Source organism: Streptomyces polygonati (assembly GCF_042650325.1).
Taxonomy (GTDB): Bacteria; Actinomycetota; Actinomycetes; order Streptomycetales; family Streptomycetaceae; genus Actinacidiphila; species Actinacidiphila polygonati.
In genome coordinates this window covers 278950-300783 of sequence record NZ_JBHSBB010000019.1, presented here as the reverse complement: position 1 = coordinate 300783, position 21834 = coordinate 278950, and the positions used below count along the sequence as shown (strand labels likewise).

Annotated in this window: 20 protein-coding genes; 16 read left to right on the top strand and 4 right to left on the bottom strand. The window is 69.7% G+C overall.

Features of this window, described 5'->3' with window-relative positions; translation table 11 throughout:
• Positions 1–113 precede the first annotated feature (113 nt).
• The 5 genes from ACFO3J_RS26900 to ACFO3J_RS26880 all read left to right on the top strand — a co-directional run bounded on the left by ACFO3J_RS26900 (position 114) and on the right by ACFO3J_RS26880 (position 6478).
• The gene (locus ACFO3J_RS26900; protein ID WP_386434362.1) at positions 114–848 is read left to right on the top strand and encodes an NUDIX hydrolase; all 735 of its coding nucleotides are present in this window, start codon (positions 114–116) and stop codon (positions 846–848) included.
• Positions 849–899: 51 nt separating this feature from the next.
• Positions 900–2666, top strand: a complete 1767-nt coding sequence (locus ACFO3J_RS26895; RefSeq protein WP_386434359.1) for an ATP-binding cassette domain-containing protein — start codon at positions 900–902, stop codon at positions 2664–2666.
• Positions 2667–2770: 104 nt separating this feature from the next.
• Positions 2771–3676 carry a FadR/GntR family transcriptional regulator gene (locus tag ACFO3J_RS26890; RefSeq protein WP_386434356.1) on the top strand — a complete coding sequence of 302 codons (906 nt, stop codon included), beginning with the start codon at positions 2771–2773 and terminating at the stop codon, positions 3674–3676.
• A gap of 253 nt (positions 3677–3929) precedes the next feature.
• Entirely contained in the window at positions 3930–5507 is a 1578-nt protein-coding gene (locus ACFO3J_RS26885; RefSeq protein ID WP_386434353.1) for an RNA polymerase sigma factor, read from the top strand.
• A gap of 134 nt (positions 5508–5641) precedes the next feature.
• Positions 5642–6478 (top strand): S1 family serine peptidase, encoded by an 837-nt coding sequence (locus ACFO3J_RS26880; protein ID WP_386434350.1) that lies wholly within the window; start codon positions 5642–5644, stop codon positions 6476–6478.
• 102 nt (positions 6479–6580) lie between these two features.
• On the opposite strand, the gene ACFO3J_RS26875 is transcribed toward ACFO3J_RS26880, so the two are convergent.
• Positions 6581–6811 carry a DUF7455 domain-containing protein gene (locus ACFO3J_RS26875; protein WP_311299451.1) on the bottom strand — a complete coding sequence of 77 codons (231 nt, stop codon included), beginning with the start codon at positions 6809–6811 and terminating at the stop codon, positions 6581–6583.
• 428 nt (positions 6812–7239) lie between these two features.
• On the opposite strand from ACFO3J_RS26875, the gene ACFO3J_RS26870 reads away from it, so the two are divergent.
• Complete coding sequence (locus ACFO3J_RS26870; protein WP_386434347.1) at positions 7240–9360, top strand: DNA gyrase/topoisomerase IV subunit B; 2121 nt, start codon at positions 7240–7242, stop codon at positions 9358–9360.
• A 242-nt stretch (positions 9361–9602) separates the two neighbouring features.
• Here ACFO3J_RS26870 and ACFO3J_RS26865 read toward each other — a convergent pair whose 3' ends face one another.
• The 3 genes from ACFO3J_RS26865 to ACFO3J_RS26855 are packed head-to-tail and all read right to left on the bottom strand — an operon-like array spanning position 9603 to position 12092.
• On the bottom strand, positions 9603–10346 hold the full coding sequence (locus ACFO3J_RS26865) for a WbqC family protein (protein ID WP_386434344.1): 744 nt from the start codon (positions 10344–10346) through the stop codon (positions 9603–9605).
• Positions 10347–10359: 13 nt separating this feature from the next.
• A complete protein-coding gene (locus tag ACFO3J_RS26860; RefSeq protein WP_386434341.1) occupies positions 10360–11025 on the bottom strand; it encodes a YdcF family protein in 666 nt (221 codons plus the stop codon).
• A complete protein-coding gene (locus tag ACFO3J_RS26855; protein ID WP_386434338.1) occupies positions 11022–12092 on the bottom strand; it encodes a hypothetical protein in 1071 nt (356 codons plus the stop codon). The genes ACFO3J_RS26860 and ACFO3J_RS26855 overlap by 4 nt, the downstream gene beginning before the upstream one ends.
• 167 nt (positions 12093–12259) lie before the next feature.
• Between ACFO3J_RS26855 and ACFO3J_RS26850 the strand changes: the two genes are divergently transcribed.
• The 10 genes from ACFO3J_RS26850 (at position 12260) to ACFO3J_RS26805 (ending at position 21437) form a co-directional block, all read left to right on the top strand.
• Positions 12260–12688: a hypothetical protein gene (locus ACFO3J_RS26850; protein ID WP_386434335.1), complete on the top strand. Its 429-nt coding sequence runs from the start codon at positions 12260–12262 to the stop codon at positions 12686–12688.
• On the top strand, positions 12685–13104 hold the full coding sequence (locus ACFO3J_RS26845; RefSeq protein ID WP_386434333.1) for an ATP-binding protein: 420 nt from the start codon (positions 12685–12687) through the stop codon (positions 13102–13104). Before ACFO3J_RS26850 ends, ACFO3J_RS26845 begins: the two co-directional genes overlap by 4 nt.
• A gap of 244 nt (positions 13105–13348) precedes the next feature.
• Complete coding sequence (locus tag ACFO3J_RS26840) at positions 13349–13720, top strand: hypothetical protein (protein WP_386434330.1); 372 nt, start codon at positions 13349–13351, stop codon at positions 13718–13720.
• A gap of 153 nt (positions 13721–13873) precedes the next feature.
• The gene (locus ACFO3J_RS26835; protein WP_386434327.1) at positions 13874–14425 is read left to right on the top strand and encodes a DUF6907 domain-containing protein; all 552 of its coding nucleotides are present in this window, start codon (positions 13874–13876) and stop codon (positions 14423–14425) included.
• A 173-nt stretch (positions 14426–14598) separates the two neighbouring features.
• Positions 14599–15831 carry a methyltransferase, FxLD system gene (gene fxlM, locus ACFO3J_RS26830; RefSeq protein WP_386434324.1) on the top strand — a complete coding sequence of 411 codons (1233 nt, stop codon included), beginning with the start codon at positions 14599–14601 and terminating at the stop codon, positions 15829–15831.
• A 50-nt stretch (positions 15832–15881) separates the two neighbouring features.
• Entirely contained in the window at positions 15882–16073 is a 192-nt protein-coding gene (locus ACFO3J_RS26825) for an FxLD family lanthipeptide (protein WP_386434323.1), read from the top strand.
• A 93-nt stretch (positions 16074–16166) separates the two neighbouring features.
• Positions 16167–16724, top strand: a complete 558-nt coding sequence (locus ACFO3J_RS26820) for a lantibiotic dehydratase (protein WP_386434321.1) — start codon at positions 16167–16169, stop codon at positions 16722–16724.
• Positions 16703–19180 (top strand): lantibiotic dehydratase, encoded by a 2478-nt coding sequence (locus ACFO3J_RS26815; protein WP_386434318.1) that lies wholly within the window; start codon positions 16703–16705, stop codon positions 19178–19180. Before ACFO3J_RS26820 ends, ACFO3J_RS26815 begins: the two co-directional genes overlap by 22 nt.
• Positions 19177–20394 (top strand): lanthionine synthetase C family protein, encoded by a 1218-nt coding sequence (locus ACFO3J_RS26810; protein WP_386434315.1) that lies wholly within the window; start codon positions 19177–19179, stop codon positions 20392–20394. Before ACFO3J_RS26815 ends, ACFO3J_RS26810 begins: the two co-directional genes overlap by 4 nt.
• Entirely contained in the window at positions 20394–21437 is a 1044-nt protein-coding gene (locus ACFO3J_RS26805) for a thiopeptide-type bacteriocin biosynthesis protein (RefSeq protein ID WP_386434312.1), read from the top strand. The genes ACFO3J_RS26810 and ACFO3J_RS26805 overlap by 1 nt, the downstream gene beginning before the upstream one ends.
• Positions 21438–21834 lie beyond the last annotated feature (397 nt).

Sequence of the window (21834 nt, the reverse complement as noted above, 5' to 3'; positions counted from 1 at the left end):
ACGGTAGACGGGCCCTGACCGGGTGCTCGAAGGGAGGGGGTGGCAGCCCGGGACCTGATCACGAAGCTGGCGATCCGGCTGATTATCGTCAGGGAGACGACTAGGATCGCGGCATGTCGCCCTACGACCCGTCGGCCTTCCCGCCCTTCGCCGTCACCGTCGACCTGGTCGTGCTCACGGTGCGGGAGCACGCCCTGTGCGCACTGTCCGTCCGCCGTGGCGAGCAGCCGTTCCAGGGGCGGTGGGCGCTTCCCGGCGGCTTCGTCCGCGGCGACGAAGACCTCTCGCAGGCCGCGGCCCGTGAGCTCGCCGAGGAGACCGGGCTGCGCGCGCAGAACGGCGCGCACCTCGAACAGCTCGCCACCTACGGCGACCCGCAGCGCGACCCGCGGATGCGGGTGGTCAGCGTCGCGCATCTCGTGCTGGCGCCCGACCTGCCCGCGCCGCGGGCCGGGGGCGACGCCCGCAGCGCGCGATGGGCCCCGGTCGACACGCTGCTGGCGGAGAGCGGCCCCGATCACCCCGGTGAGACCACATCGCTGGCCTTCGACCACCACCGGATCCTGGCCGACGGTGTGGAGCGGGCCCGGTCGAAGATCGAGTACTCCTCGCTGGCCACCGCCTTCTGCCCGCCCGAGTTCACGGTCGGCGAGCTGCGGCGGGTGTACGAGGCGGTCTGGGGTGTGGCGCTCGACCCGCGCAACTTCCACCGCAAGGTGACCGGGACGGTCGGCTTCCTGGTGCCGACCGGGGGCACGACGACACGTCAGGGCGGGCGTCCGGCACAGCTGTTCAGGGCGGGCAACGCCACCCTGCTCAATCCGCCGATGCTGCGGCCGGACGTCTGATTCGCGGGACCTTTTGTCCCATTTGCGAATTTTGGGGGTTATGGTACTGGGGTGATCCAGGCCATCGGATTGACCAGCGCCGCTCGTCGCTCCCGCCGCAACGCCCGGCCCGCCGTGGCCGACCTCACCTTCGACATCCGCCCGGGGGAGGTGGCCGGTCTGCTCGGGCCGGCCGGGTCCGGCAAGTCCACCGCGGTCCGGCTGCTGCTCGGGGTGGAGGCGGGCCGCGGGTTCACCCTGGTGGACGGCTGCCCGCTGAACGATCTGCCGCACCCCGCCCGGGAGATCGGCGCCCTGCTCGGCGACGTCAGCGGGCACCCGCGCCGCACCGCCCGCGGCCACCTGCGGATGCTCTGCGCCGCCTTCGGAGTCCCGCTGTCCCGGGCGGACGAGATGCTGCACCTGGTCGGGCTCGACGCGATGGCCCGGGAACGGCTCGGTGCCTTCTCGCTCAGCATGGACCGCCGTCTGGGATTCGCCGTGGCGCTGCTGGCCCGCCCCCGGGCGCTGATCCTGGACGACCCGGCCCGCGGACTGCCGCCCCGGGAGGCCGCCTGGGTGCACGACCTGGCACGCAAGCACGCCGCGGCCGGTGGCGCCGTGCTGCTGACCGGCCGGGACCCGCGGGCGCTCGCACGTACCGCCGACCGGGTGATCGCGCTGGAGGAGGGCCGGATCGTCACCGACGAACCCGCCGAGGACTTCGCCCGTACCCGGCTGCGCCCCCATGTGGCGGTGCGTTCCCCCTATGCCGAGCGGCTCGCCGGGCTGCTGGCCGACGACGGCGCGGAGGTCGTGACAGGGACCGGCAGTCGTATCGCGGTGTTCGGCAGCACCTGTGCGGCGGTCGGGGAGGCCGCCTACCGCCACGGGATCCTGCTGCACCACCTCGCCGAGGAGACCGGCCGGGACGGCTGGCCGGCGGAGCCGGACATCCCGCAGCCGGCCCGGGCGCGGAAAGCGCCGCCCGCGCGGCTGATCGCCCACCGGACCGGGCCGGAACGCCCGTTCGGATACGAGCTGCGGCGTGCCTTCGGTATCCGCACCCCCTGGCCCGCCGCCGCGGCGGCGCTGCTGGGATCGGCGCTCGGCGCCGCCCTGATGACCAGGCTGGGCGCCGTCCCCACCTCGTCGCTGCGGCTGGTCTCCGGCTGGGCCACCGAACTGCCGCTGCCCGCCGCCGCCATCGGCGCCGGCGGCCTGGGCGCGCTCAGCTACGGGCAGGAGTTCATGTATCCGGCGCTCGCCCCCGGATACGGCCCCGAGCCGCGCGGTCCGCGGCTGCTCGCCGCGAAACTCGTGGTCAGCGGGGCGGCCGCTCTCCTGCTGGCCGTGCTCGCCACCGTCCTCGACATCGGGATGCTGCGCACCGTCTCCGGCGCAGCGCGGACGTTCGAGCCCTGGGCGCATCCCGCCGCACTGGCCGCCTGGGCCGGACTCGCGGTCGGCTGCGCCTGGGCGGGGGTGCTGGCCGCGGCGGTCTTCCGTACCACCGCGCTGGGACTCGCCGCCGTGCTGGCCGTTCCGGTGATCGTCGTCCCTGCTGTTCGAGCAACCCTCGGCGGCCACGCCACGGGGGAACTCGCCGACGCCGCCGGTGCGTTGTGGTCGGTGGTGACAGGTGTCTCCCAGGACGGGAGCGCGGTGTCCGGGGCACTCCGCTTCGTCGGCCAACCCCTCTTCCTGGCCCTCGTGTTGTCACTGACCGGCCTGGTCGGGGCGTATGCGGCAAGCGCTTTGCGCGGTCGGCGCCGCGGTCGGCGGTCGACCGCGCTGCGAGCCGGAGCGGCCGCCACGCTCACCGGCAAAAAGGGCTGATTCATCCACAAAAACGTCAATTATCAGGTGATGAGCACTCACCCTTTCGTGTGCTTTTCAGCAAAGCCCTCAAGGCCCGCATCGGCATCGCCGACAAAGGATGCGTGAGTACCCTTGCGCATTCCATGATGACCGCGGCCCGTTCCGCCGACTCCGGTATCGCCGGTCCGGGCGAGCTGGACCGCTATCCGTACGCAGACGCCCCCGGCGCCGACCGCCCCGGACTCCCGTCCTGGGAAGGCGTGGAGCCGGACATGAGCCGGGTCGGCCGCCGCGCCGGCGGCAGCCGCGGCCGGGGTCTGCACGGCCAACTCGTCCAGCAGCTCGGACAGATGATCGTCTCCGGCGACCTCGGCGCCGACCGCCCGCTGGTACCCGAGGAAATCGGCCAGCGCTTCGAGGTCTCCCGCACGGTGGTGCGCGAGTCCCTGCGCGTGCTCGAGGCCAAGGGCCTGGTCAGCGCCCGCCCCAACGTCGGCACCCGGGTCCGGCCGGTCAGCGACTGGAACCTGCTCGACCCGGACATCATCGAATGGCGTGCCTTCGGACCGCAGCGCGACGAGCAGCGCCGCGAACTGCTCGAACTGCGCTGGACCATGGAGCCGCTGGCCGCCCGGCTCGCGGCCGGCCACGGACGCGAGGACGTCCAGCAGCGGCTGGCCGACATGGCGGAGATCATGGCGCACGCCGCCGCCCAGGGCGACGCGCTCACCTTCTCGCGGGCCGACGCCGAATTCCACACACTGCTCCTGCAGGTCGCGGGCAACCGGATGCTGGAACACCTGTCCGGGATCGTCTCCTCCGCCCTGCATGTCTCCGGCGGTCCGGTCACCGGCTGCGACCGCCCGGCGGACGCCTCGGTCGGCCTGCACCACCGCATCGTCGACGCGCTGGCCGGCGGCGACGGAGGTACGGCCGAAGCGGCGATGCGCCAGCTGCTGGCGGTGCCCACCGAGCAGCAGGCCGCGACCGCGCCCGACCATGTCGTCCCGGCCCCTCGCGAGCACTGACCACCCCTCTGGGCCGCCGCGGGCCCCGCCATCGGGACCCGCGGCGGCCCTTGCGCGCGAAAGATGTACCTTTTGATGCCTATCGGTACGATTCGGGGTGTGACTCGGGCCACGTAGGTAGGGCGTAACGCTTGGCGAGGCAGTGCGATGACTTAAGAGGTGGCGTCCACACGAGGAATATTCAGCTTCGAGTTTGACGCTGAGTCGCTGTGCGGTTCCACCGAGTCGTTCCCATCGTTCCGAGAGGTTGTTCGTGTCGGCCAGCACATCCCGTACGCTCCCGTCCGAGATCGCCGAATCCGAGTCTCTGATGGCGCTCATCGAGCAGGGTAAGGCCCAGGGCCAGATCGCCGGCGACGACGTACGTCGGGCCTTCGAAGCGGACCAGATTCCGGCAACCCAGTGGAAGAACGTTCTGCGCAGCCTCAACCAGGTCCTCGACGAGGAGGGTGTGACGCTGATGGTGACTGCCGCTGAGGCGCCCAAGCGCACCCGTAAGAGCGTCGCAGCCAAGAGCCCGGCGAAGCGTACTGCCACCAAGACGGTCGCCACCAAGGCGGCCCCTGCCAAGAAGACCGTTGTGCCCACGGCTGCCGCCCCTGAGGTGACGGCCCAGGCCGAGACCACGGTGGAGCTATCGGTGGAGGCGGAAACCCCAGCCAAGAAGGCGCCCGCGAAGAAGGTCGCCGCCAAGAAGACGGCCGCCAAGAAGGCCCCCGCGAAGAAGGTGGCGGCGGCCAAGAAGACCACCGCCACCGTACCCGGCGAGGACGAGGCGGTCGCCGAGACCGACGAACTGCTCGACGAGGCCGCTCCCGGCAAGACCGGGGAGGACGACACCGAGAAGCCGGAGTCCGAGAGCTTCGTGCTCTCCGACGACGACGAGGACGACGCGCCTGCCCAGCAGGTCGCCGTCGCCGGTGCCACCGCCGACCCCGTCAAGGACTACCTCAAGCAGATCGGCAAGGTCCCGCTGCTCAACGCGGAGCAGGAGGTCGAGCTCGCCAAGCGGATCGAGGCCGGCCTGTTCGCCGAGGACAAGCTCGCCGCGGCCGACAAGCTCGCCCCCAAGCTCAAGCGCGAACTGGAGATCATCGCCGAGGACGGCCGCTGGGCCAAGAACCACCTGCTGGAGGCCAACCTCCGCCTGGTGGTCTCGCTGGCCAAGCGCTACACCGGACGCGGAATGCTCTTCCTGGACCTGATCCAGGAGGGCAACCTGGGCCTGATCCGTGCGGTCGAGAAGTTCGACTACACCAAGGGCTTCAAGTTCTCCACGTATGCCACCTGGTGGATCCGGCAGGCGATCACCCGCGCCATGGCCGACCAGGCCCGTACCATCCGCATCCCGGTGCACATGGTCGAGGTCATCAACAAGCTGGCCCGCGTCCAGCGCCAGATGCTCCAGGACCTGGGCCGCGAGCCCACCCCGGAGGAGCTGGCCAAGGAACTCGACATGACCCCCGAGAAGGTCATCGAGGTCCAGAAGTACGGCCGCGAGCCCATTTCGCTGCACACCCCCCTGGGTGAGGACGGCGACAGCGAGTTCGGTGACCTGATCGAGGACTCCGAGGCGGTCGTACCGGCCGACGCGGTCAGTTTCACGCTTCTGCAGGAGCAGCTGCACTCGGTTCTGGACACTCTCTCCGAGCGGGAGGCGGGCGTGGTGTCGATGCGCTTCGGCCTCACCGACGGCCAGCCGAAGACGCTGGACGAGATCGGCAAGGTCTACGGGGTGACGCGCGAGCGGATCCGGCAGATCGAGTCCAAGACGATGTCCAAGCTGCGCCACCCGTCGCGCTCCCAGGTGCTCCGGGACTACCTGGACTGATCCCGGCAGCGCCTCCGGCGGGTTTTCCCGGCCGAGCGCGCTCCCGGGCTTCGGACGCCTTCCTTGCGGATGCGGCCTCCGGCCCTATCGATGACTCTGGGTACGCAGAGTTGTTCACAGGGTCAGGAGGCCGTATGCGTTTCCCCTTTCGTGCCGTGATCGCGGCAGCGGTGGCACTGCTGCCCGCGGCGGCCGTGCCTCTGGCGGGACCGGCCACCCCGGCGGCGGCGAACGGTGTGATCATCGGCGGCACCCCTACCAGCACTGATCAGGAACCGTGGGTGGTGGCGCTGTCCAGCCGCTCGCGCTTCGGCGCCGCCCGTTCGGGTCAGTTCTGCGGGGGTGTGGCCGTCGGGCCGCGTACGGTCGTCACCGCCGCGCACTGTTTCGGCCGGGAGGCGCTGGGCGTGTCCGACTGGCGGCAGCTGTCCGATCTCCGGGTGATCGAGGGACGCACCGATCTGACCGGCGAAGCGGGCGAGGAACTCCGGCTCTCCGACGTATGGGTGAACCCGGGCTTCGACGCTTCGACCAATGCCGGGGACGTCGCGGTCATCACCTTGGACCAGGCGCTCCCCAGCGGGGCGGCCATTGGCATGGCGCAGCCCTCGGACACCGCGCTCTATCAGGACGGCACGCAGGCCGAGGTCTACGGCTGGGGTGACACCACCGGGCGCGGCGACTACGCCGATTCGCTCCGGGCGGCGCCGGTCACGGTCTTCGCGGACACGACCTGTGAGAAGGCGTATCCGGGGAGTTCGGACGGAACATATGTGAGGGCCACCATGATGTGCGCCGGAGCGCCCGCTGGTGGCCATGACGCCTGTCAGGGCGACAGCGGCGGGCCGCTGGTCGTAGCCGGCCGCCTGGTAGGTCTGGTGTCGTGGGGCAGTGGGTGTGCGCAGGCCGCGTATCCGGGCGTCTACACCCGGGTCTCCGCGGTGGCGGCGCTGGTCGCGCAGCACATGTGAAGACCCGGATGAGAGCCGGCGTTGCCGGGAAAATCCGTGGGCGGACACCCCCTCAAGGGGTCCGTCCGCCCACGGGTCCGAACTCGTCGCTGCTGCTATGTGTCAGCGCTCGTCGTCTCCCGCCGACGCCTGGGTGTCGGTGAGCCTGCCGGTCTCGTCCTGTATTTCCGCTGCGATCTTCTTCAGCTCCGGCTCGAACTTGCGGCCGTGGTGAGCGCAGAAGAGCAGCTCTCCGCCGCTGAGGAGTACAACGCGCAGGTAAGCCTGAGCGCCGCAACGGTCGCAGCGGTCTGCCGCTGTCAGCGGACTCGCGGGGGTCAGAACAGTGGTCACGTCGCCTCTTCTCTAGCTCGACGAGCTGTCGTACCAGGGTCAACATCCAACCAGGCCGAAAACGTTCCCGCTCACAGCATTTCCTGGGAAACCGTCTTCAGAGTGACTGGGTGTTACCGATTGGCGGCGAATAGCAGTCAGTTACGTCAGATGTCTCATGTGGGGCAGTTGTCCGACCTCGCCCCCGGCTGGCTGTCGGGTTGTTCCTGAGGACGTGCCCGGAGCCTAAATGGTTCATGCGTCTTTGGGAACGTGACATGTGTATCACTCGCGCGGGTTATCGAACGAGTGCTCGATAAGGGCTAGTATGGGCGTTCCGGATGCCGGGTCGCGGCGTTGCCCACCTGCCCGGCATCGGTACCCTCTCACCGATGCGACCGACTTTCGGTTGACGAACATCACAACATCTGGATCGAGGAGCTGCCCGCGTGACCGCCGAGACATCCGTGCCGTCCTCCGCGCTGCTGGCCGGCGCGGATCGTGACGGCTCCAACTACACCGCGCGGCACCTGCTCGTCCTCGAGGGCCTCGAAGCCGTCCGCAAACGGCCCGGGATGTACATCGGATCGACCGACAGTCGCGGTCTGATGCACTGTGTCTGGGAGATCATCGACAATTCCGTCGATGAGGCCCTGGCCGGCCACGGGGACCGCATCGAGGTGATCCTCCACGAGGACGCCTCCGTCGAGGTACGGGACAACGGCCGGGGCATCCCCGTCGACCTGGAGCCGAAGACCGGGCTGTCCGGCATCGAGGTCGTGATGACCAAGCTGCACGCCGGCGGCAAGTTCGGCGGCGGATCGTACGCCGCTTCCGGCGGTCTGCACGGCGTCGGCGCCTCCGTGGTCAACGCCCTGTCGGCCCGGCTCGACGTCGAGGTGGACCGCAACGGCCACACCCACGCCATCAGCTTCCGGCGCGGCGTCCCCGGCCTCTTCACCGAATCGGGCCCCGACGCGCCGTTCGACCCCGCGAGCGGCCTGACCAAGACCAAGAAGGTGCCGCGCACCCGCACCGGCACCCGGGTGCGCTACTGGGCGGACCGCCAGATCTTCCTCAAGGACGCCAAGCTCTCCCTGGAGCACCTGCACCAGCGGGCCCGCCAGACGGCCTTCCTGGTGCCGGGCCTGACCATCGTGGTCCGCGACGAGCGCGGCCTCGACACCGACCGCCCGGTCGAGGAGATCTTCCACTTCGACGGCGGGATCAGCGAATTCTGCGAGTACCTCGCCCCGGACAAGCCGATCTGCGACGTGCTGCGGCTCACCGGCACCGGCTCCTTCAAGGAGACCGTGCCGGTGCTGGACGAGGTCGGGCACATGACGGCCACCGAGGTCACCCGGGAACTGGGCGTGGACATCGCGCTGCGCTGGGGCACCGGCTACGACACCACCGCCAAGTCCTTCGTCAACATCATCGCCACCCCCAAGGGCGGCACCCATGTGACCGGATTCGAGCGGTCCGTCGCCAAGACCGTCAACGAGGTGCTGCGCGCCACCAAGATGCTGCGGGTGGCCGAGGACGACATCGTCAAGGACGACGCGATGGAGGGCATGACGGCGGTGATCACCGTCCGCCTCGCCGAGCCGCAGTTCGAGGGCCAGACCAAGGAGGTGCTCGGCACCTCGGCGGCCAACCGGATCGTCGCCGCGGTGGTGGCCAAGGAACTGAAGGAGTTCCTGACCTCGGCCAAGCGCGACACCAAGGCGCAGGCGCGGGCCGTGCTGGAGAAGACCGTCGCCGCGGCCAGGACCCGTATCGCCGCCCGCCAGCACAAGGAGGCCCAGCGCAGGAAGACGGCCCTGGAGACCTCCTCGCTGCCGGCCAAGCTCGCCGACTGCCGCAGCGACGACGTGGAGCGCAGCGAACTGTTCATCGTCGAGGGCGACTCGGCGCTCGGCACCGCCAAACTGGCCCGCAACTCCGAGTTCCAGGCACTGCTGCCGATTCGCGGCAAGATCCTCAACGTTCAGAAGGCGTCCGTCTCGGACATGCTCAAGAACGCCGAGTGCGGCGCGATCATCCAGGTGATAGGAGCGGGATCCGGCCGTACCTTCGACATCGACCAGGCGCGCTACGGCCGGGTGATCTTCCTGGCCGACGCCGATGTCGACGGCGCCCACATCCGCATCCTCCTGCTCACCCTCTTCCAGCGCTACATGCGCGCCATGGTGGAAGAGGGCCGGGTCTTCTCCGCGGTCCCCCCGCTGCACCGGATCGAGCTGGTCCAGCCCAAGAAGGGCCAGGACAAGTACGTCTACACCTACTCCGACAACGAACTCCGCCAGACCCTGCTGAACCTCCAGCGGCGCAACGTCCGCTACAAGGACAGCATCCAGCGCTACAAGGGCCTCGGCGAAATGGACGCCAACCAACTCGCCGAAACCACGATGGACCCCCGCCACCGCACCCTGCGCCGCATCAACATCAGCGACATCGAAGCCGCCGAGCAGGCATTCGACCTGCTCATGGGCAACGAGGTGGCGCCACGCAAGGAGTTCATCACCAACTCTGCCTCGACCCTGGATCGCGCCCGGATCGACGTCTGACCTGCGGCGGAGCAAGCACGCCGCCTGATCTACCCCCTTGCGGTCCGCAAACAGTCCGCAAGGGATCTGCCGCGGGGCCGGCGCGGGGGAGTGGCTATGCCGCTTTCCTGGCCGGCGCGTCGCCCTCGCCGGGGCGGTCCGCGTAGGCCTTGTCGACGGCAGCCCGGGTCCGTTCCTCGGAGTCGGGCCACAGGTGGCAAAGCGACGCTGACGAATCGACTACCAGAGGTGGGCGAGTGCTCTCAGGAAGTCGGGAGCCGCAGTGTGCCCTTCCGCGCAGCCGTCTCAGAGAGTGCGGAAGCCAGACCCGTCGCACCCAGTTCGGAGAGCGCGTAAAGCGCTGATAGTCGGCGGCTGTTGCTCCAAAGGCCGTCGGTGGGCGTGAGGAATGGCACTACACGTATGTCGGCGGCCTTGAATGGACCGTGATCGAGATACCGGAGACCGCCGGGGCCGCAGAGATACGTGGTGGCTCCGGTGACGGCGGCGAGGTCGGCGAGCCGCTCCGAGCGCTCGCGGCGGCCCTGGAGCTGGCTGCTGCGGATGATCTCGCCCCGCCAGCCGAGTAGATCGAGGAGAGCCCGGGTGGAGCTCTCTGCCACGAGGGCGGTCCGGTTGGAGTTGGTGAAGCCGTCGAGTACGCGGTCCAGGACGGTGCTGATCTGTTGCCAGTGGCGGCTGCGGCGGTAGCAGTGGCGGATCGCCTGCGCGGTCAGGTCGCGGCTGCGTCGCGGATCAGCCAGCCGGGCTTCGCGGATCAAGGTGGCCCGGCCGTCGGGGAGATGGGTGGGAAGGCTCAGCCAGTGCGCCAGGTCGGGTCGGCCGGGTGGGGCGATGCGGGCGCGGTGCTGGTAGTCGCGGCGGGCGAACTGGACGTCGTCGAGGACGATCCAGTGGTCCGCCGCGAACAGCTTCGCCAGCGTGCCGAGCCGGGGCAGGAAGTTGGGCTGGTGGATCGCACACACGCCCACCGGCCGCGCGCTCAAGATCTCGGCACGGTCAGGCGGGCAGGAGCCAGCTGTCGTAGCCGCGGGCGCGGAGACGGTCGAAGGCATCGCGGACCCTTTCCGGGACGTGCTGCTCGATGGCGAAACCGCGCTTGGGGTACTCCATCACCCGGTCCATGTCGCCCATGAGCATGTCGATGAGCTGCTTCTCGTCGTCGTGTGTCGTGACGTACTCGTCGAAGGACAGCGGTTGGGAGGCGCAGACCGGCTCCACCTCGGGCCAGAGTTTGCGGCACGTCGCGTAGGCGCGGCGTTGCATGTAGGGCATGGAGATCAGGAGCAGGGTGGTCACCTCGATGCCCGCGTTCTCCAGGACCTCGCGGGAGAAGCCGATGTTCTGGCCGGTGTTGGTGGCCTTCGGCTCCAGCAGGATCGCCTCGTCCGGTACCCCGAGGGAGAGTGCGTGCTCGCGGTAGTGGTTGGCCTCGCCTCGGGGGAAGCGCTTTTGGGTGGCGGGGCTGGTGTCGCCGGTGAAGACCACGACCGGGAACATTCCGGCGTGGTAGAGCTCGGCGGTGGTGGTGGCCACGCCGAGGTCGAGGCTGCCGAGGGTGATCGCGGCGGAGCAAGGCCTCAGCTTGTGGCCCATCTGGTGGAAGTCCCAGATGGCGCGGGCGTCGGTCCGGTCCGCGTCGCTGATCGGGGCCTGGTCGGTCACGTGTGCTCCTGGCTGTTGCGAACGGTCTTGATGCTGCGCAGTTGGTGTTTCAGGCCGTATCGGCTGGCGATGTCCGAGGCCCGGTCGAGCACGGCGTGCCCACTGCTGCGGGTGGCCGGGTCGGTGAGCAGGATGTGGGCGTGCGCCGTTTCGATCTGGACGCGCTGGAGCGGGGTCTCGAAGTGGCCGTTGCTGCGGGCCGTATCGATGTAGGCCAGGGCCCGGGTCAGATCGCCGGCACCGCGGTGGGCCAGGGCGAGCTTCTGCTGGGCGGTCGCCCAGTCCTCCGGCTCGTTCAGTTCCTCGAACCGCTCAGCCGCCTGGCGCATGACCTGAATGGCGAACTCGTTGCGGCCGTCTTTGGCCAGGGCGGTGCCGATCCACAGCAGGGCCCGAGCGCGGTCGGCCGAGCCGAGTCTTTCGTCATCGGTGAGCTGCTGGTAGCGGGTGGCCGCAGCGGTGTGGCGTCCGGCCATTTCGGTGACCACCGTGAGGGACAGTTCGATCTGCGCGGCCCGGCGTGGGATTTCGAGTTCGGTGAAGACGTTGTGCGCGTCGGCGTAGAGCCGCCTGGCGGTCATCAGGTCCTGGAGAGTGCCCTGGAGACGCCGCAGGTCACCGGACAGAACCAACGAGCGCCCGTACAGATACAGGCCCCGATCGTCGAGGTCGCGAGGCCGGGCGCGGCCGAGCCAGCGTTCCACCAGTGCTGCCGCGAAGGCGAAATCCTGACGGTCGAGACACACCACGATCCGCTCCAGATCCTCCGTCCAGGTCTCGTGGTCGGCGAGCGACGGTGAGGGTGCTCTCCTTCGCTCTCGCGCCAGCGTTCCCTGGGTGAGGAGTTGTTCGAAGCGGGATTGGGCGGCGGCCTCGGCGCGGACGAGGGCTGTGTCCAAGATGGCCTGCGTGTCGGGCCAGGGGCAGGTGGCGGTGCCCAACTTCTCCCACTTGGAGACGGTACGCATCGCGACCCCGAGGTGCTCCGCGTAGGCACGCACGCTCATACGGAGCGCCTGCCGCAGCAGGCCGGCCTCCCGACCGGTCCATCGCCTCACGCTCACCACGGTGCCTCCCTCCTGGCGCAATGGAAGCACGGACGGTAAGCGTGGGACCACGGAAGTGCACCGAAAGTGCAGCAGGTGGTCATTCCCCCCACCGGCCAGTCGGCGGCAGGCTCAAGACGTCCACCCCCGAGCACCCCTGCCTCCCACGGTGAAGGACGGTCCGCCCCATGGAACTGCTGACCGAGCACCGCCCAGTCGATGGCCCTGTCGTCTATGGGTTCCTGCACTTGGTCAAGACGCCCGCCGGACGTGCCGGCGCACTCACGGCGGCGCTCACGGAGTACTGCCGCTGGCACGAGCTGCTGCTCGGCGCGGTGTTCACCGAACGCACCACACCGAACGAGACCGCGCCGGACGAGCCCGGGTGCTCTGCTGCCTTCACCGGTCTGCTCGACGCCCTGGCCCTCCCCGACACGTACGGGGTCGTCCTGCCCGCCGCCTCCCATCTCGGCCCGCGCGCCCTTGCCGCCGCCCGCCGCATACGGCTCGCCGAGGCCGGCACCCGCGTCCTTCTGCTCCGGCCGCCGCGTCGGGGCCGTGAATCCGCCGACCGGGGAGCAGCCGGTCCCGCAATCCGCCGACGGAGCCCGACATGATCACCGCGTTCACACTCGAGACGACCCTTCCCGCTGTGCCTGCCTCGGTCACCCAGGTCCGCCACGAGGCCACGTTCGCGGCGCGGGAGCAGGGCCTGGATCGGCAACATCCCGCCGTTGACGCCTGGCTGGTGGCCTTGAGTGAACTGGCGTCCAATTGCGTCCGCCATGCCGCCACCACCTCACCGACCTTTGACGTGCGTGTCGTCATCGATCAGGACGGGCTGGCCCTCGCGGTCCACGACCGCCACCCGCACCAACCGGTCGCGCTCTCCGAGCCACACGCCGACGACAGCGGCGGATGGGGCCTGTTCCTGGTCCAACAGCTCGTCACAGAGGCCGGCGGCCACACCAGCGTCGACCCCGACATCGACGGCCAGGGCAAGACCGTCCTGGTCCGGCTCCCCTTGGGCTGACTCCGCCTCGTCTGCGCGACAGCCGTGATCCAGGCCATTGCGCGGGCCGCAGCAATCGAGGTACTTCCCCTCGTCCGCTGGCACGTCCAGTACCTGGCCACGCTGTCCGGGCGGCCGGCCCCACCTCCCACAGACCACCACTCGGAGAGGCATCCACGGCCCAGGCAGCCGTCGCGCTCTCTGGCTCGACCATCCACAAAGCGGCCACCGCAGTGAAACGCATCCATGCAGAAAGCAACCCGCAATGACGCACGCCAAGACGCTGTTCCCCATCTGCGGCCAGGCCATCCGGCTCCCGGAGCATCTTGTCGGGGAGGCCATACGCCTCGCTGGAGAGCACGGGGCCCCGGACGAGCCCGACGTAGAACGGGACTTACGGTGCTATCTCCAGATCCACGACAGCAGGCATCACTTCGCCCTCGTGCTGGACCTTGCTGGTGCAGCCACCGGCGCCCTATGGACCCGCTGGGCCGAAGCCGATTCCCCGGGCGCCCTGGAGATCCTGCCGGACTGCTCGTACGCCGACCCCGAGTCGCGCGAGCCGTGCAGCGAGTTCGCCAATCATCCAGGTGCGCACACCCACCAGCTCACCGCTGCGCCGGTCGAATCCTCCTGACGCCTCCCGCTCGACGCGCTCTGCGGAGCGACTCGCGCACACGCGCACCCAAAGAGCACGGCGGATTCAAATCGATTGCGCGCTCAGGCGATCCGCGACATCCGAAAAGACGCGTCCCCTCCAATCCCCAGCCTCTGACAAGGAACACAAGCCTTGACCAGCACATCAACGGCCGCACGGCCCGCGTACGCCACTTCCCCCATCCACCAGCTGGCCGCTGACGAAGCCATCTCACCGGACTCCCGAATCTGGTCCATCAGCACCACGGGCGGCCTCACCCTCACTGGCTACCTGCCGCCCTGGGCCGACGAGGACCCCAGTGACACGAACGTCCCCTTGGAAAAGCTCTCCCTCACTCTGATCGACCTCACCCACTGGCAGCCCTTCGAGGGGCAGACGATGCACGTCCACCACCCGGCCCACGCGGACGGCGACGGCAAGGCCGGCGAAGGCGAAGACACCCTCTTCAACGGCAACATCACTTGCCACCCCTACAGCGAGCACCCGCGCGGACGAACCCCGTTCGCCAACATCCACATCGTCAACGACTTCTGGATGAACAACCTCACCCCCGGCGACCTCACCCACCTCGCCGCCCAACTCCGAGCCCAGGCCGACCGCCTGGACAACGAGATACGCCCCGCGCTCGTCACCGCCCGCGCTGACTGGGAAACCCACCACCCCTCAGTCAGCCACCAACCGTAAACAGGCTGCGACCGACCGGTCCGCTAGGAGCCGGAAGATGGCATGGGCCGTGAGCGAGTCGCTGGACCAACTCGTCGCGTTCGACTCCGTCGAGGAGGCGGCGTGACCGTCATCTGTCCGCTCCGTTGTTTCCCGGGCACCCAACGTACCTACGAGCGAAGGAACTTCCCCTCATGACCCACACGACCGTCGAGCCCGACGAGGCCACCCGCCTGCGGAACAACGTCGTGGACACCCTCCGCGCGGAGGGCTGGATCACCTCTCCCGAGGTCGAGGCCGTGATGCGTGCGGTCCCTCGCCACGAGTTCGCCCCCGAGGCGAGCCTGGAGAAGGCGTACGAGCCGTACGCGGCGGTGATCACCAAGACCGACGAGCACGGGGTGCAGCTCAGCTCCGTGTCGGCGCCGCAGATCCAGGCCATCATGCTGGAGCAGGCCCGAGTCCGCCCGGGGATGCGAGTGCTGGAGGTTGGGTCGGGCGGGTTGAACGCGGCTTATCTCGCCGAACTCGTGGGGGAGGACGGTCAGGTCACCACGGTGGACATCGACCCCGTCGTCACCGACCGCGCCAGCCGGCTGCTGGAGGAGCACGGTTACAGCGGGGTCACCGTCGTCACGGCCGACGCCGCCGAGCCCATCCCCGGGCTGGGGAAGGTCGATGTCGTGATGGTGACCGTCGGCGCCTGGGACGTTCCGCCGGCCTGGATGGATCAGCTCAAGCCCGGCGGTCGCCTGGTGGTGCCGCTGCGGATGCGCGGCCTGACCCGGTCCGTTGCCTTCGCCCGTGTCGGCGACCACTTGGAGAGCGAGTCCGCGACAGTCTGCGGCTTCGTTCCGATGCAGGGTTCCACCGCCCACAATGAGGAGCTGCTGCTGGTCAACGGCACTCCCGAGATCGGACTGCGGTTCGATGACGGGCTGCCCTCCGACCCGAGCCTGCTCGACAACGCCGTCACATTCCCGCGCTTCGAGATGTGGACCGGGGTGACGGTCGGCCTGAGCGAGCTGCTGGACACCCTCCAGATGTACCTGTCCATCACCCTCCCCGGCTTCTGCATCATGGCCGTGGACCCCGACCTCGACTCCGGCATCGTCGCCCCGGCCAACAAGAGCTTCGCCCTGGCCGCCGTGGACGACCAGGGCCGCACCTTCGGCTACCTCACCACCCGCCGCACCGAGGACAACAAGCACGTCGAGTACGGCGTGCACGCCCTCGGCCCCGACGCCGCCCCGTTCGCCGAGACCGTCGCCGCCCACCTGCGCGACTGGTCCAGCGAGCACCGCGGCGGTCCCGGCCCGGTGATCCGGGTCCATCCGGCCGGAACCCCCGATGACCAGGTCCCCGGTGACCGGGTCATCGACAAGGTCTACAGCCGGATCTCGCTCTCTTGGCCCGCTCAGCAGTAACTGCGGACCAGGGTTCCCGCACCATCCCCAACGGAAGGAAGGACACCACCATGACCAGCGCCACCCTGGCCCCGGCCCCCGCGATGAGCGCCTTGGACGAGGACTTCGCGCCGCTTGACGTGAGGGTCGTTGTCGCTGCGCACCCGTTCGGCAAGCTCCAGTGCTCCACCGGTGACGGCTGCGGCAGCACGTGCTCCAACGGCGCCTCCGCGTGCAACTCCTTCGTGGAGGACCCCGCCTGATCCCAGGCGCCTCCCTCACCCGGTGGGCCGGGCCCGGCATACGTCAGGCCCGGCCCACCGGCCGCCCGCGCTCGTACCGGAAGGGAATGCCCCATGGTCCCCCGATCGGCCGTCAGTTACCGCTGGCAGGGCCCCGTGATGGTGCGGGCCACCACGCTCAACCTGGACGACGCGGCGGCCACCCGCGCCTGGCTGCGCCGAATCTGGCGGCAGCCAGAGTTTCGTAAAGCCCTCTCCGCGGCCACCCCCGCGCTCTCCCAGGCCGTCGAGACGGTCGTAGAGGGGCGCCAGACCCAGCCCCGCCTGGTCCGGCGAACCGCACTGTCCACGATCTCCTACCTGCTGCGGTGGCAGAACCGCCCAACTCCGCACGGACTGTTCGCCGGCACCGCCACCGTGGCCGTCGGAGACTCGGCCCACGCCCTGTGGGGCGAGAAGCACCGGGTGCTGGTGCGCGCGGACGCCGAATGGGTTACCGACATCATCCTGCGCCTCCAGGCCAACCCGGAACTGTTGAATCGACTGCCCCTCGTGGCCAACAACACCGCCCGCCGGCGCGGCGGCCGTCTGGTTGCCGTAGGACCGCCAGCCGACGCCTACGCCCGGCTCATGGCCCGGTCGAAGTATCCGTGCGCCACGCCCGCCCGGTAGCCGCCGCGATCGAGGCCGCACGCCACCCGATCGTCTACGACGACTTGCACCGGCACCTGCACACGCTCTTCCCCCAGGCCGGCGCCGACCAGATCGACCGGGTCCTGCGAGACCTGATCGGCCAGCAGCTCCTCCTCACCAGCTTGTGGGCGCCGATGACCACCACGGACGCCTTCGGTCACTTGTGCGCCGAACTGCAACGGCTGTCTGCGGACACCCTCCCCGACCTCCGCGACCTGGTGGCCGCGCTGTACGAGATACGCGAGGACGTCGCCGCCTCGGCGCCGGACCGCGCCACCCCGAGAATGCGCGCACTGTCCCAGGCCACCCCGACACCCCTGGTCATCGACACCGCCCTCGACTGCGACGTGCAGATACCCGCCGCCGTCCTGGAAGAGGTGCAGGCAGCCGTCACCGCGCTGTACCGCACCACCTCACAGCCCTACGGCTACCAGCACTGGCGCGACTACCACCGCCGTTTCCGCGCCCGGTACGGCGCCGGGGCCCAGGTGCCCGTCACGGACTTGGTCTCCGACAGCGGGCTCGGGCTTCCCGCCGGGTACCTCGGCTCGGAACGTGGCCGACCGCCCAAGCTCCTCACCGACCGGGACGAGACCCTGCTCGCGCTCCTGCAACCCGTGCTGATGCAGGGCCGTAGCGAACTCGTCCTCACTGACAAGGTGATCGACGCCCTGGCGGAAGCCGCCGGCACCGAGCCCCACTTCGTGCCTCGTGTCGAGACCGCCTTCGAGATCCACCCGCTGTCCGTCACGGACCTCGCTCGGGGCGCTTTCGAGATCGTGCTCACCGCCGTTCCCCGGCCGGGCAGCAGCATGGCCGGACGTTTCGCCCACCTGCTGGACCCGCACGAGCAAGAGGCCCTGGCCACCGGCTACCGCACCGACCCCGACGCGCTCACCGCGCAGCTCAGCTTCGCGCCCCGTAAACGCCGCAACGAGAACGTGACCCGCACGCCACGGCTGCTGTCCCACGTCATCACCGTGGGGGAGAACCCGGCCGCCTGTGGCGAGACGATCCGCCTCGACGACATCGCCGTCACGGCCGACGCTCGCCACTTCCACCTCGTCCAACTCTCCACAGGCCGCCGCCTGGACGTTCGCGTCCTGCACGCCCTCGAAGCCGCCACCCAGACACCGGCGCTTGCCCGGTTCCTCGCCGAGGTCGCCGATGCTCGGTACGCCGCCTACAAGCCGTTCGACTTCGGAGCCGCCGCCCGCCTGCCCTACCTGCCCCGCGTCCGCTACCGCCGCACCATCCTCGTCCCAGCCCGCTGGCTGCTCACAGCCGGAGAACTCCCCGCCCGCGCAACAGATCAGAACGCCTGGGACCAGGCGCTCAACGCGTGGCGCGGCAGACTGCACGTCCCGGACACCATCAGCATGATCGAGCACGACCAATGTCTCCCGCTGGACCTGAACCACCCGGTGCACCGCCGCCTGCTACGTACCCAACTCGACCAGAACGGCCGCCTGGAACTGCGCGAGGCGCCCGCCGCCGACGCGCACGGCTGGATCGGCCGCGCACACGAGATCTGGGTCTCCCTCCGCAACACCGAGTCCACCCCGCACGCCGAGGCAAGCGACCCGGCCCCGGCCGTCGGCGCCGAACCGGCGCACCTGTACCTTCCCGGCGCCGGCAGCGTGCTGTACGCCCGACTGCACGCCCACCTCGGCCGCTACGACGAGATTCTGACCCAGCACCTCCCGGCGCTGCTCGGCGCGCTCGGTGATACCGCCCCGCTGTGGTGGTTCACCCGCCACCGCGAGACCGCCCGCCCGGACGCCGACCAGTGCCTCGACCTCTTACTCCACCTGGCGCCCGGCACCTACGCCGGGGCGGCCGACCACGTCCACGACTGGACCGGCACCTTACATCGCACCGGCCTCGCAGCCGGCCTGACCCTGGCCGACTACCGGCCGCAGACCGGCCGATTCGGGCACGGAGACGCGATGGACGCCGCGCACCGCGTGTTCGCCGCCGACTCCGCCGCCGCCCTCGCGCAGATTCGTCTCACCGGCCAGACCGACACCGTCACCCCGCAGGCCCTCGCCGCCGCCAGCGCCCTCGACCTCACCCAGCACCTTGCCCCCTCCGAGATACAAGGCACCGACTGGCTCGTCCAACGGCTGCCGCAGACCATCGGTCGCCTGGACCCTCGCCTGCGAGACCAGGTGTTCGACTTCACCTCACCTGGCGGCCGAGAAGCCTTGGGCGTTCTCCCCGGAGGCGACGCCGTCACCCGCGCTTGGCAGGCCCGCGCCGCCGCTCTGGACGCGTACCAGCTCTGTCTGGCCGGCGCCGACCCGCTCCGAGCCGCCCGGTCACTGCTTCACCAGCACCACGTCCGGGCGCTGGGCGTAGACCCCACCGCCGAAGCCCTCACCCTCCGCCTCGCCCGCACTGCGGCCCTGCGCCAGCAAAAGGCAATCCGATGACCGCGACGACAACCAGCGCCACCGAGATGGTGCTTCAGGCCGAACCCGCGCTCCCTCACCCGGACGAGCCCTCGGCCGTACAGTCCCTCGCCGATGGGGCAGCCGGAACGGCCCTCCTCCACGTCGAGGCCACGCGGCGCCACGGACAGCCCTGGCGAGCAGCCCATCGCTGGATCACCACCGCAGTCTCCGGACAGGTCAGCGCCGCCGACACCACCGGCCTCTTCCTCGGCGCACCGGCCATCGGCTTCCTGCTCAGCACGCCACCCGCCGAGTTCGACCACCTCTACGTCCAGGCCCGGCACACCGTGCACCAACACGTCCTGGCGCTCGCCCACCGCCGTACCGACGCCGCCCTGGCCCGCATCGACCGCGGCGACCTCGCGACCTTCGCCGAGTACGACATCTTCTACGGCCTGACCGGCATCGGCGCCTACCTGCTGCACACCAGCCCCGAAGACAGAGCCCTCGAACGCATCCTCCGCTACCTCGTCGCGCTGACCCGCCCGCTCGCGCCGCGAGGTCGCGGCCTGCCCGGCTGGTGGGTCCGCCACGACCCGCGACGAGGCCACTCCCCGCACTTCCCCGGCGGACACGCCAACCTCGGAGTCGCTCACGGCATCACCGGCCCGCTCCTCCTGCTAGCCCAGGCGCTACGGCGCGGCATCGAAGTCCCCGACCACCGCGATGCCATCCGGACCATCTGCGACCACCTCGACACCTGGCGTCAGGATACCGGCACCGGCCCCTGGTGGCCCGAACACCTCTCCCGCCACGACCTCGAACACGGCTACCCGCACCGACCTCACGACGCCCGACCAAGCTGGTGCTACGGAACCGCCGGCATCGCGCGGGCCGGCCAGCTCGCCGGCATCGCACTGCGCGACCCCGACCTCCAGACGTTCTACGAAGACGCCCTCTACCGAGCCCTGACCGACCCCGCCCAGCTCGCCAACGTGACCGACTCCGGCCTGTGCCATGGCTGGGCAGGCATCTACCAGACGGCCACGCGCGCAGCCGCAGACGCCCTCGACCCCCGCCTGCGCGAACTGCTCCCCACGCTCGGGCACGCGCTCCTCGACCACACCCGCCTCGACCAAGCAGCGGCACCCGGGTTGCTGAACGGTGCGGCAGGCACCGCGCTTGCCCTCTCCACCCTCGCCGCCCAGCAGCCCCCGAGCACCGGATGGGACGCATGTCTCCTCATCAACTGATGCCGCCGGACCCGGATGCGGCCGAACACGCCGTACTCGCTGTGCTCTCCGGCCGCCCGCTCACCGAAGCCGCCGCAGAAGCCCGGATGGCCCCGGCGGACCTCTCCGACGCCCTCCAGGTCTTCCAACAAGCAGGCCGCGAAGCCCTCGCCGACCACGCGGCGGGACACGAGTGGTGGCACGTCTACCTTCGCTTCGCCGACTGGGAGCAGGCCGACCGCACCTTCACCACCCACGTACTGCCGCTGCTGCACGCAGCAGAAGCCGACGGCACGATCGACGGCTGGTGGTACACCCGAAAACACCCCTGCTGGCGACTACGACTCCACCGCAATCCCCGGTTCGAGACCATGACCCCCATCGGAGACAGCCTCGACCGCCTCGTCACCGAGGGCCACCTTCACCGCTGGTGGCCCGGCATCTACGAACCGGAAACAGCTGCCTTCGGCGGTCCCGCGAGCATGACGGCCGCGCACACGCTCTTCGTCGCCGACAGCCGCGAGATCCAACAACTGCCCTTCCGCGACGGCCTGCCCCTCGGCCCCCGCGAGCTATCCATCCTGCTGTGCACGACCCTCATGCGCGCAGCCGGCCTCGAATGGTATGAACAGGGCGACATCTGGCACCACGTCATCACCGCCGAACACCGCTCCAGCATCGCGGACATCCCGCGCGAAACCCTGGACGCGAGAGCAGCGGAGATCCGGACACTGCTCCTGGCCGACCTCGACTCCCTGCTGAACCCCGGCGGTCCCCTGGCGCCGGTCGCCGAGTGGGCCGCCGCCTTCCGCCACGCGGGCCGCTCCCTCGCAGAGGCTGTGCAACTCGGGACATTCGACCGCGGGTTGCGCCAAGTCCTCAGCTACCACGTGATCTTCCACTGGAACCGCCTCGGCCTCTCCCTCCGCACCCAGAGCGCCGTCGCATGGGCAGCCCGAACCGCCATCCTCCACCCCTCCTCACCCAATCCGGGTAGGGAGCGTAGCCCTCTGTCTGTCCTCCTAAGAGGGGGCTGTGGGTCTACGATGCCTGATGTGCGCTGATCTCCTGTCTGATCAACGTCACAACGTACAAACGGTGTTGATTGTGGGGGGCCTGTTCGTGACGCATACTCGCAGCCTCCCCCTGGGGGACTTAGCCCCGGTCAGGGTGGTTGGCGGAGCAGTTCCTGGGCTGATATCACCGTGGTGGCTGTGCGGATGCAGGGGAGTTCGGCAACTCGTCTCACCTACCGTCGCTCGAATGGCGCCGTTGGGGAGGCGATCCTCTACAGCGACACGGACACCGAGCTGACCGTGGGTACCTCAGGGAACCTGGTTGCTGATAATGCCCGGGAGAGCCAGGTCTTCCGGCCGGATTGTCGGCCTCGCCGTCGGATAGCGCGCGATCGGAAACTCCTCTTCCATGCTCAATATTGCGTTCGCAAGTCTCGGCAATTGA

What these genes read in the sequence shown, in the direction of transcription:
- ACFO3J_RS26900 (WP_386434362.1), top strand. Translation starts at nt 114, where the DNA reads ATGTCGCCCTACGACCCGTCGGCCTTCCCGCCCTTCGCCGTCACCGTC.
- ACFO3J_RS26880 (WP_386434350.1), top strand. Translation starts at nt 5,642, where the DNA reads ATGCGTTTCCCCTTTCGTGCCGTGATCGCGGCAGCGGTGGCACTGCTG.
- ACFO3J_RS26850 (WP_386434335.1), top strand. Translation starts at nt 12,260, where the DNA reads ATGGAACTGCTGACCGAGCACCGCCCAGTCGATGGCCCTGTCGTCTAT.
- ACFO3J_RS26845 (WP_386434333.1), top strand. Translation starts at nt 12,685, where the DNA reads ATGATCACCGCGTTCACACTCGAGACGACCCTTCCCGCTGTGCCTGCC.
- ACFO3J_RS26840 (WP_386434330.1), top strand. Translation starts at nt 13,349, where the DNA reads ATGACGCACGCCAAGACGCTGTTCCCCATCTGCGGCCAGGCCATCCGG.
- fxlM (WP_386434324.1), top strand. Translation starts at nt 14,599, where the DNA reads ATGACCCACACGACCGTCGAGCCCGACGAGGCCACCCGCCTGCGGAAC.
- ACFO3J_RS26825 (WP_386434323.1), top strand. Translation starts at nt 15,882, where the DNA reads ATGACCAGCGCCACCCTGGCCCCGGCCCCCGCGATGAGCGCCTTGGAC.
- ACFO3J_RS26820 (WP_386434321.1), top strand. Translation starts at nt 16,167, where the DNA reads ATGGTCCCCCGATCGGCCGTCAGTTACCGCTGGCAGGGCCCCGTGATG.
- ACFO3J_RS26810 (WP_386434315.1), top strand. Translation starts at nt 19,177, where the DNA reads ATGACCGCGACGACAACCAGCGCCACCGAGATGGTGCTTCAGGCCGAA.
- ACFO3J_RS26805 (WP_386434312.1), top strand. Translation starts at nt 20,394, where the DNA reads ATGCCGCCGGACCCGGATGCGGCCGAACACGCCGTACTCGCTGTGCTC.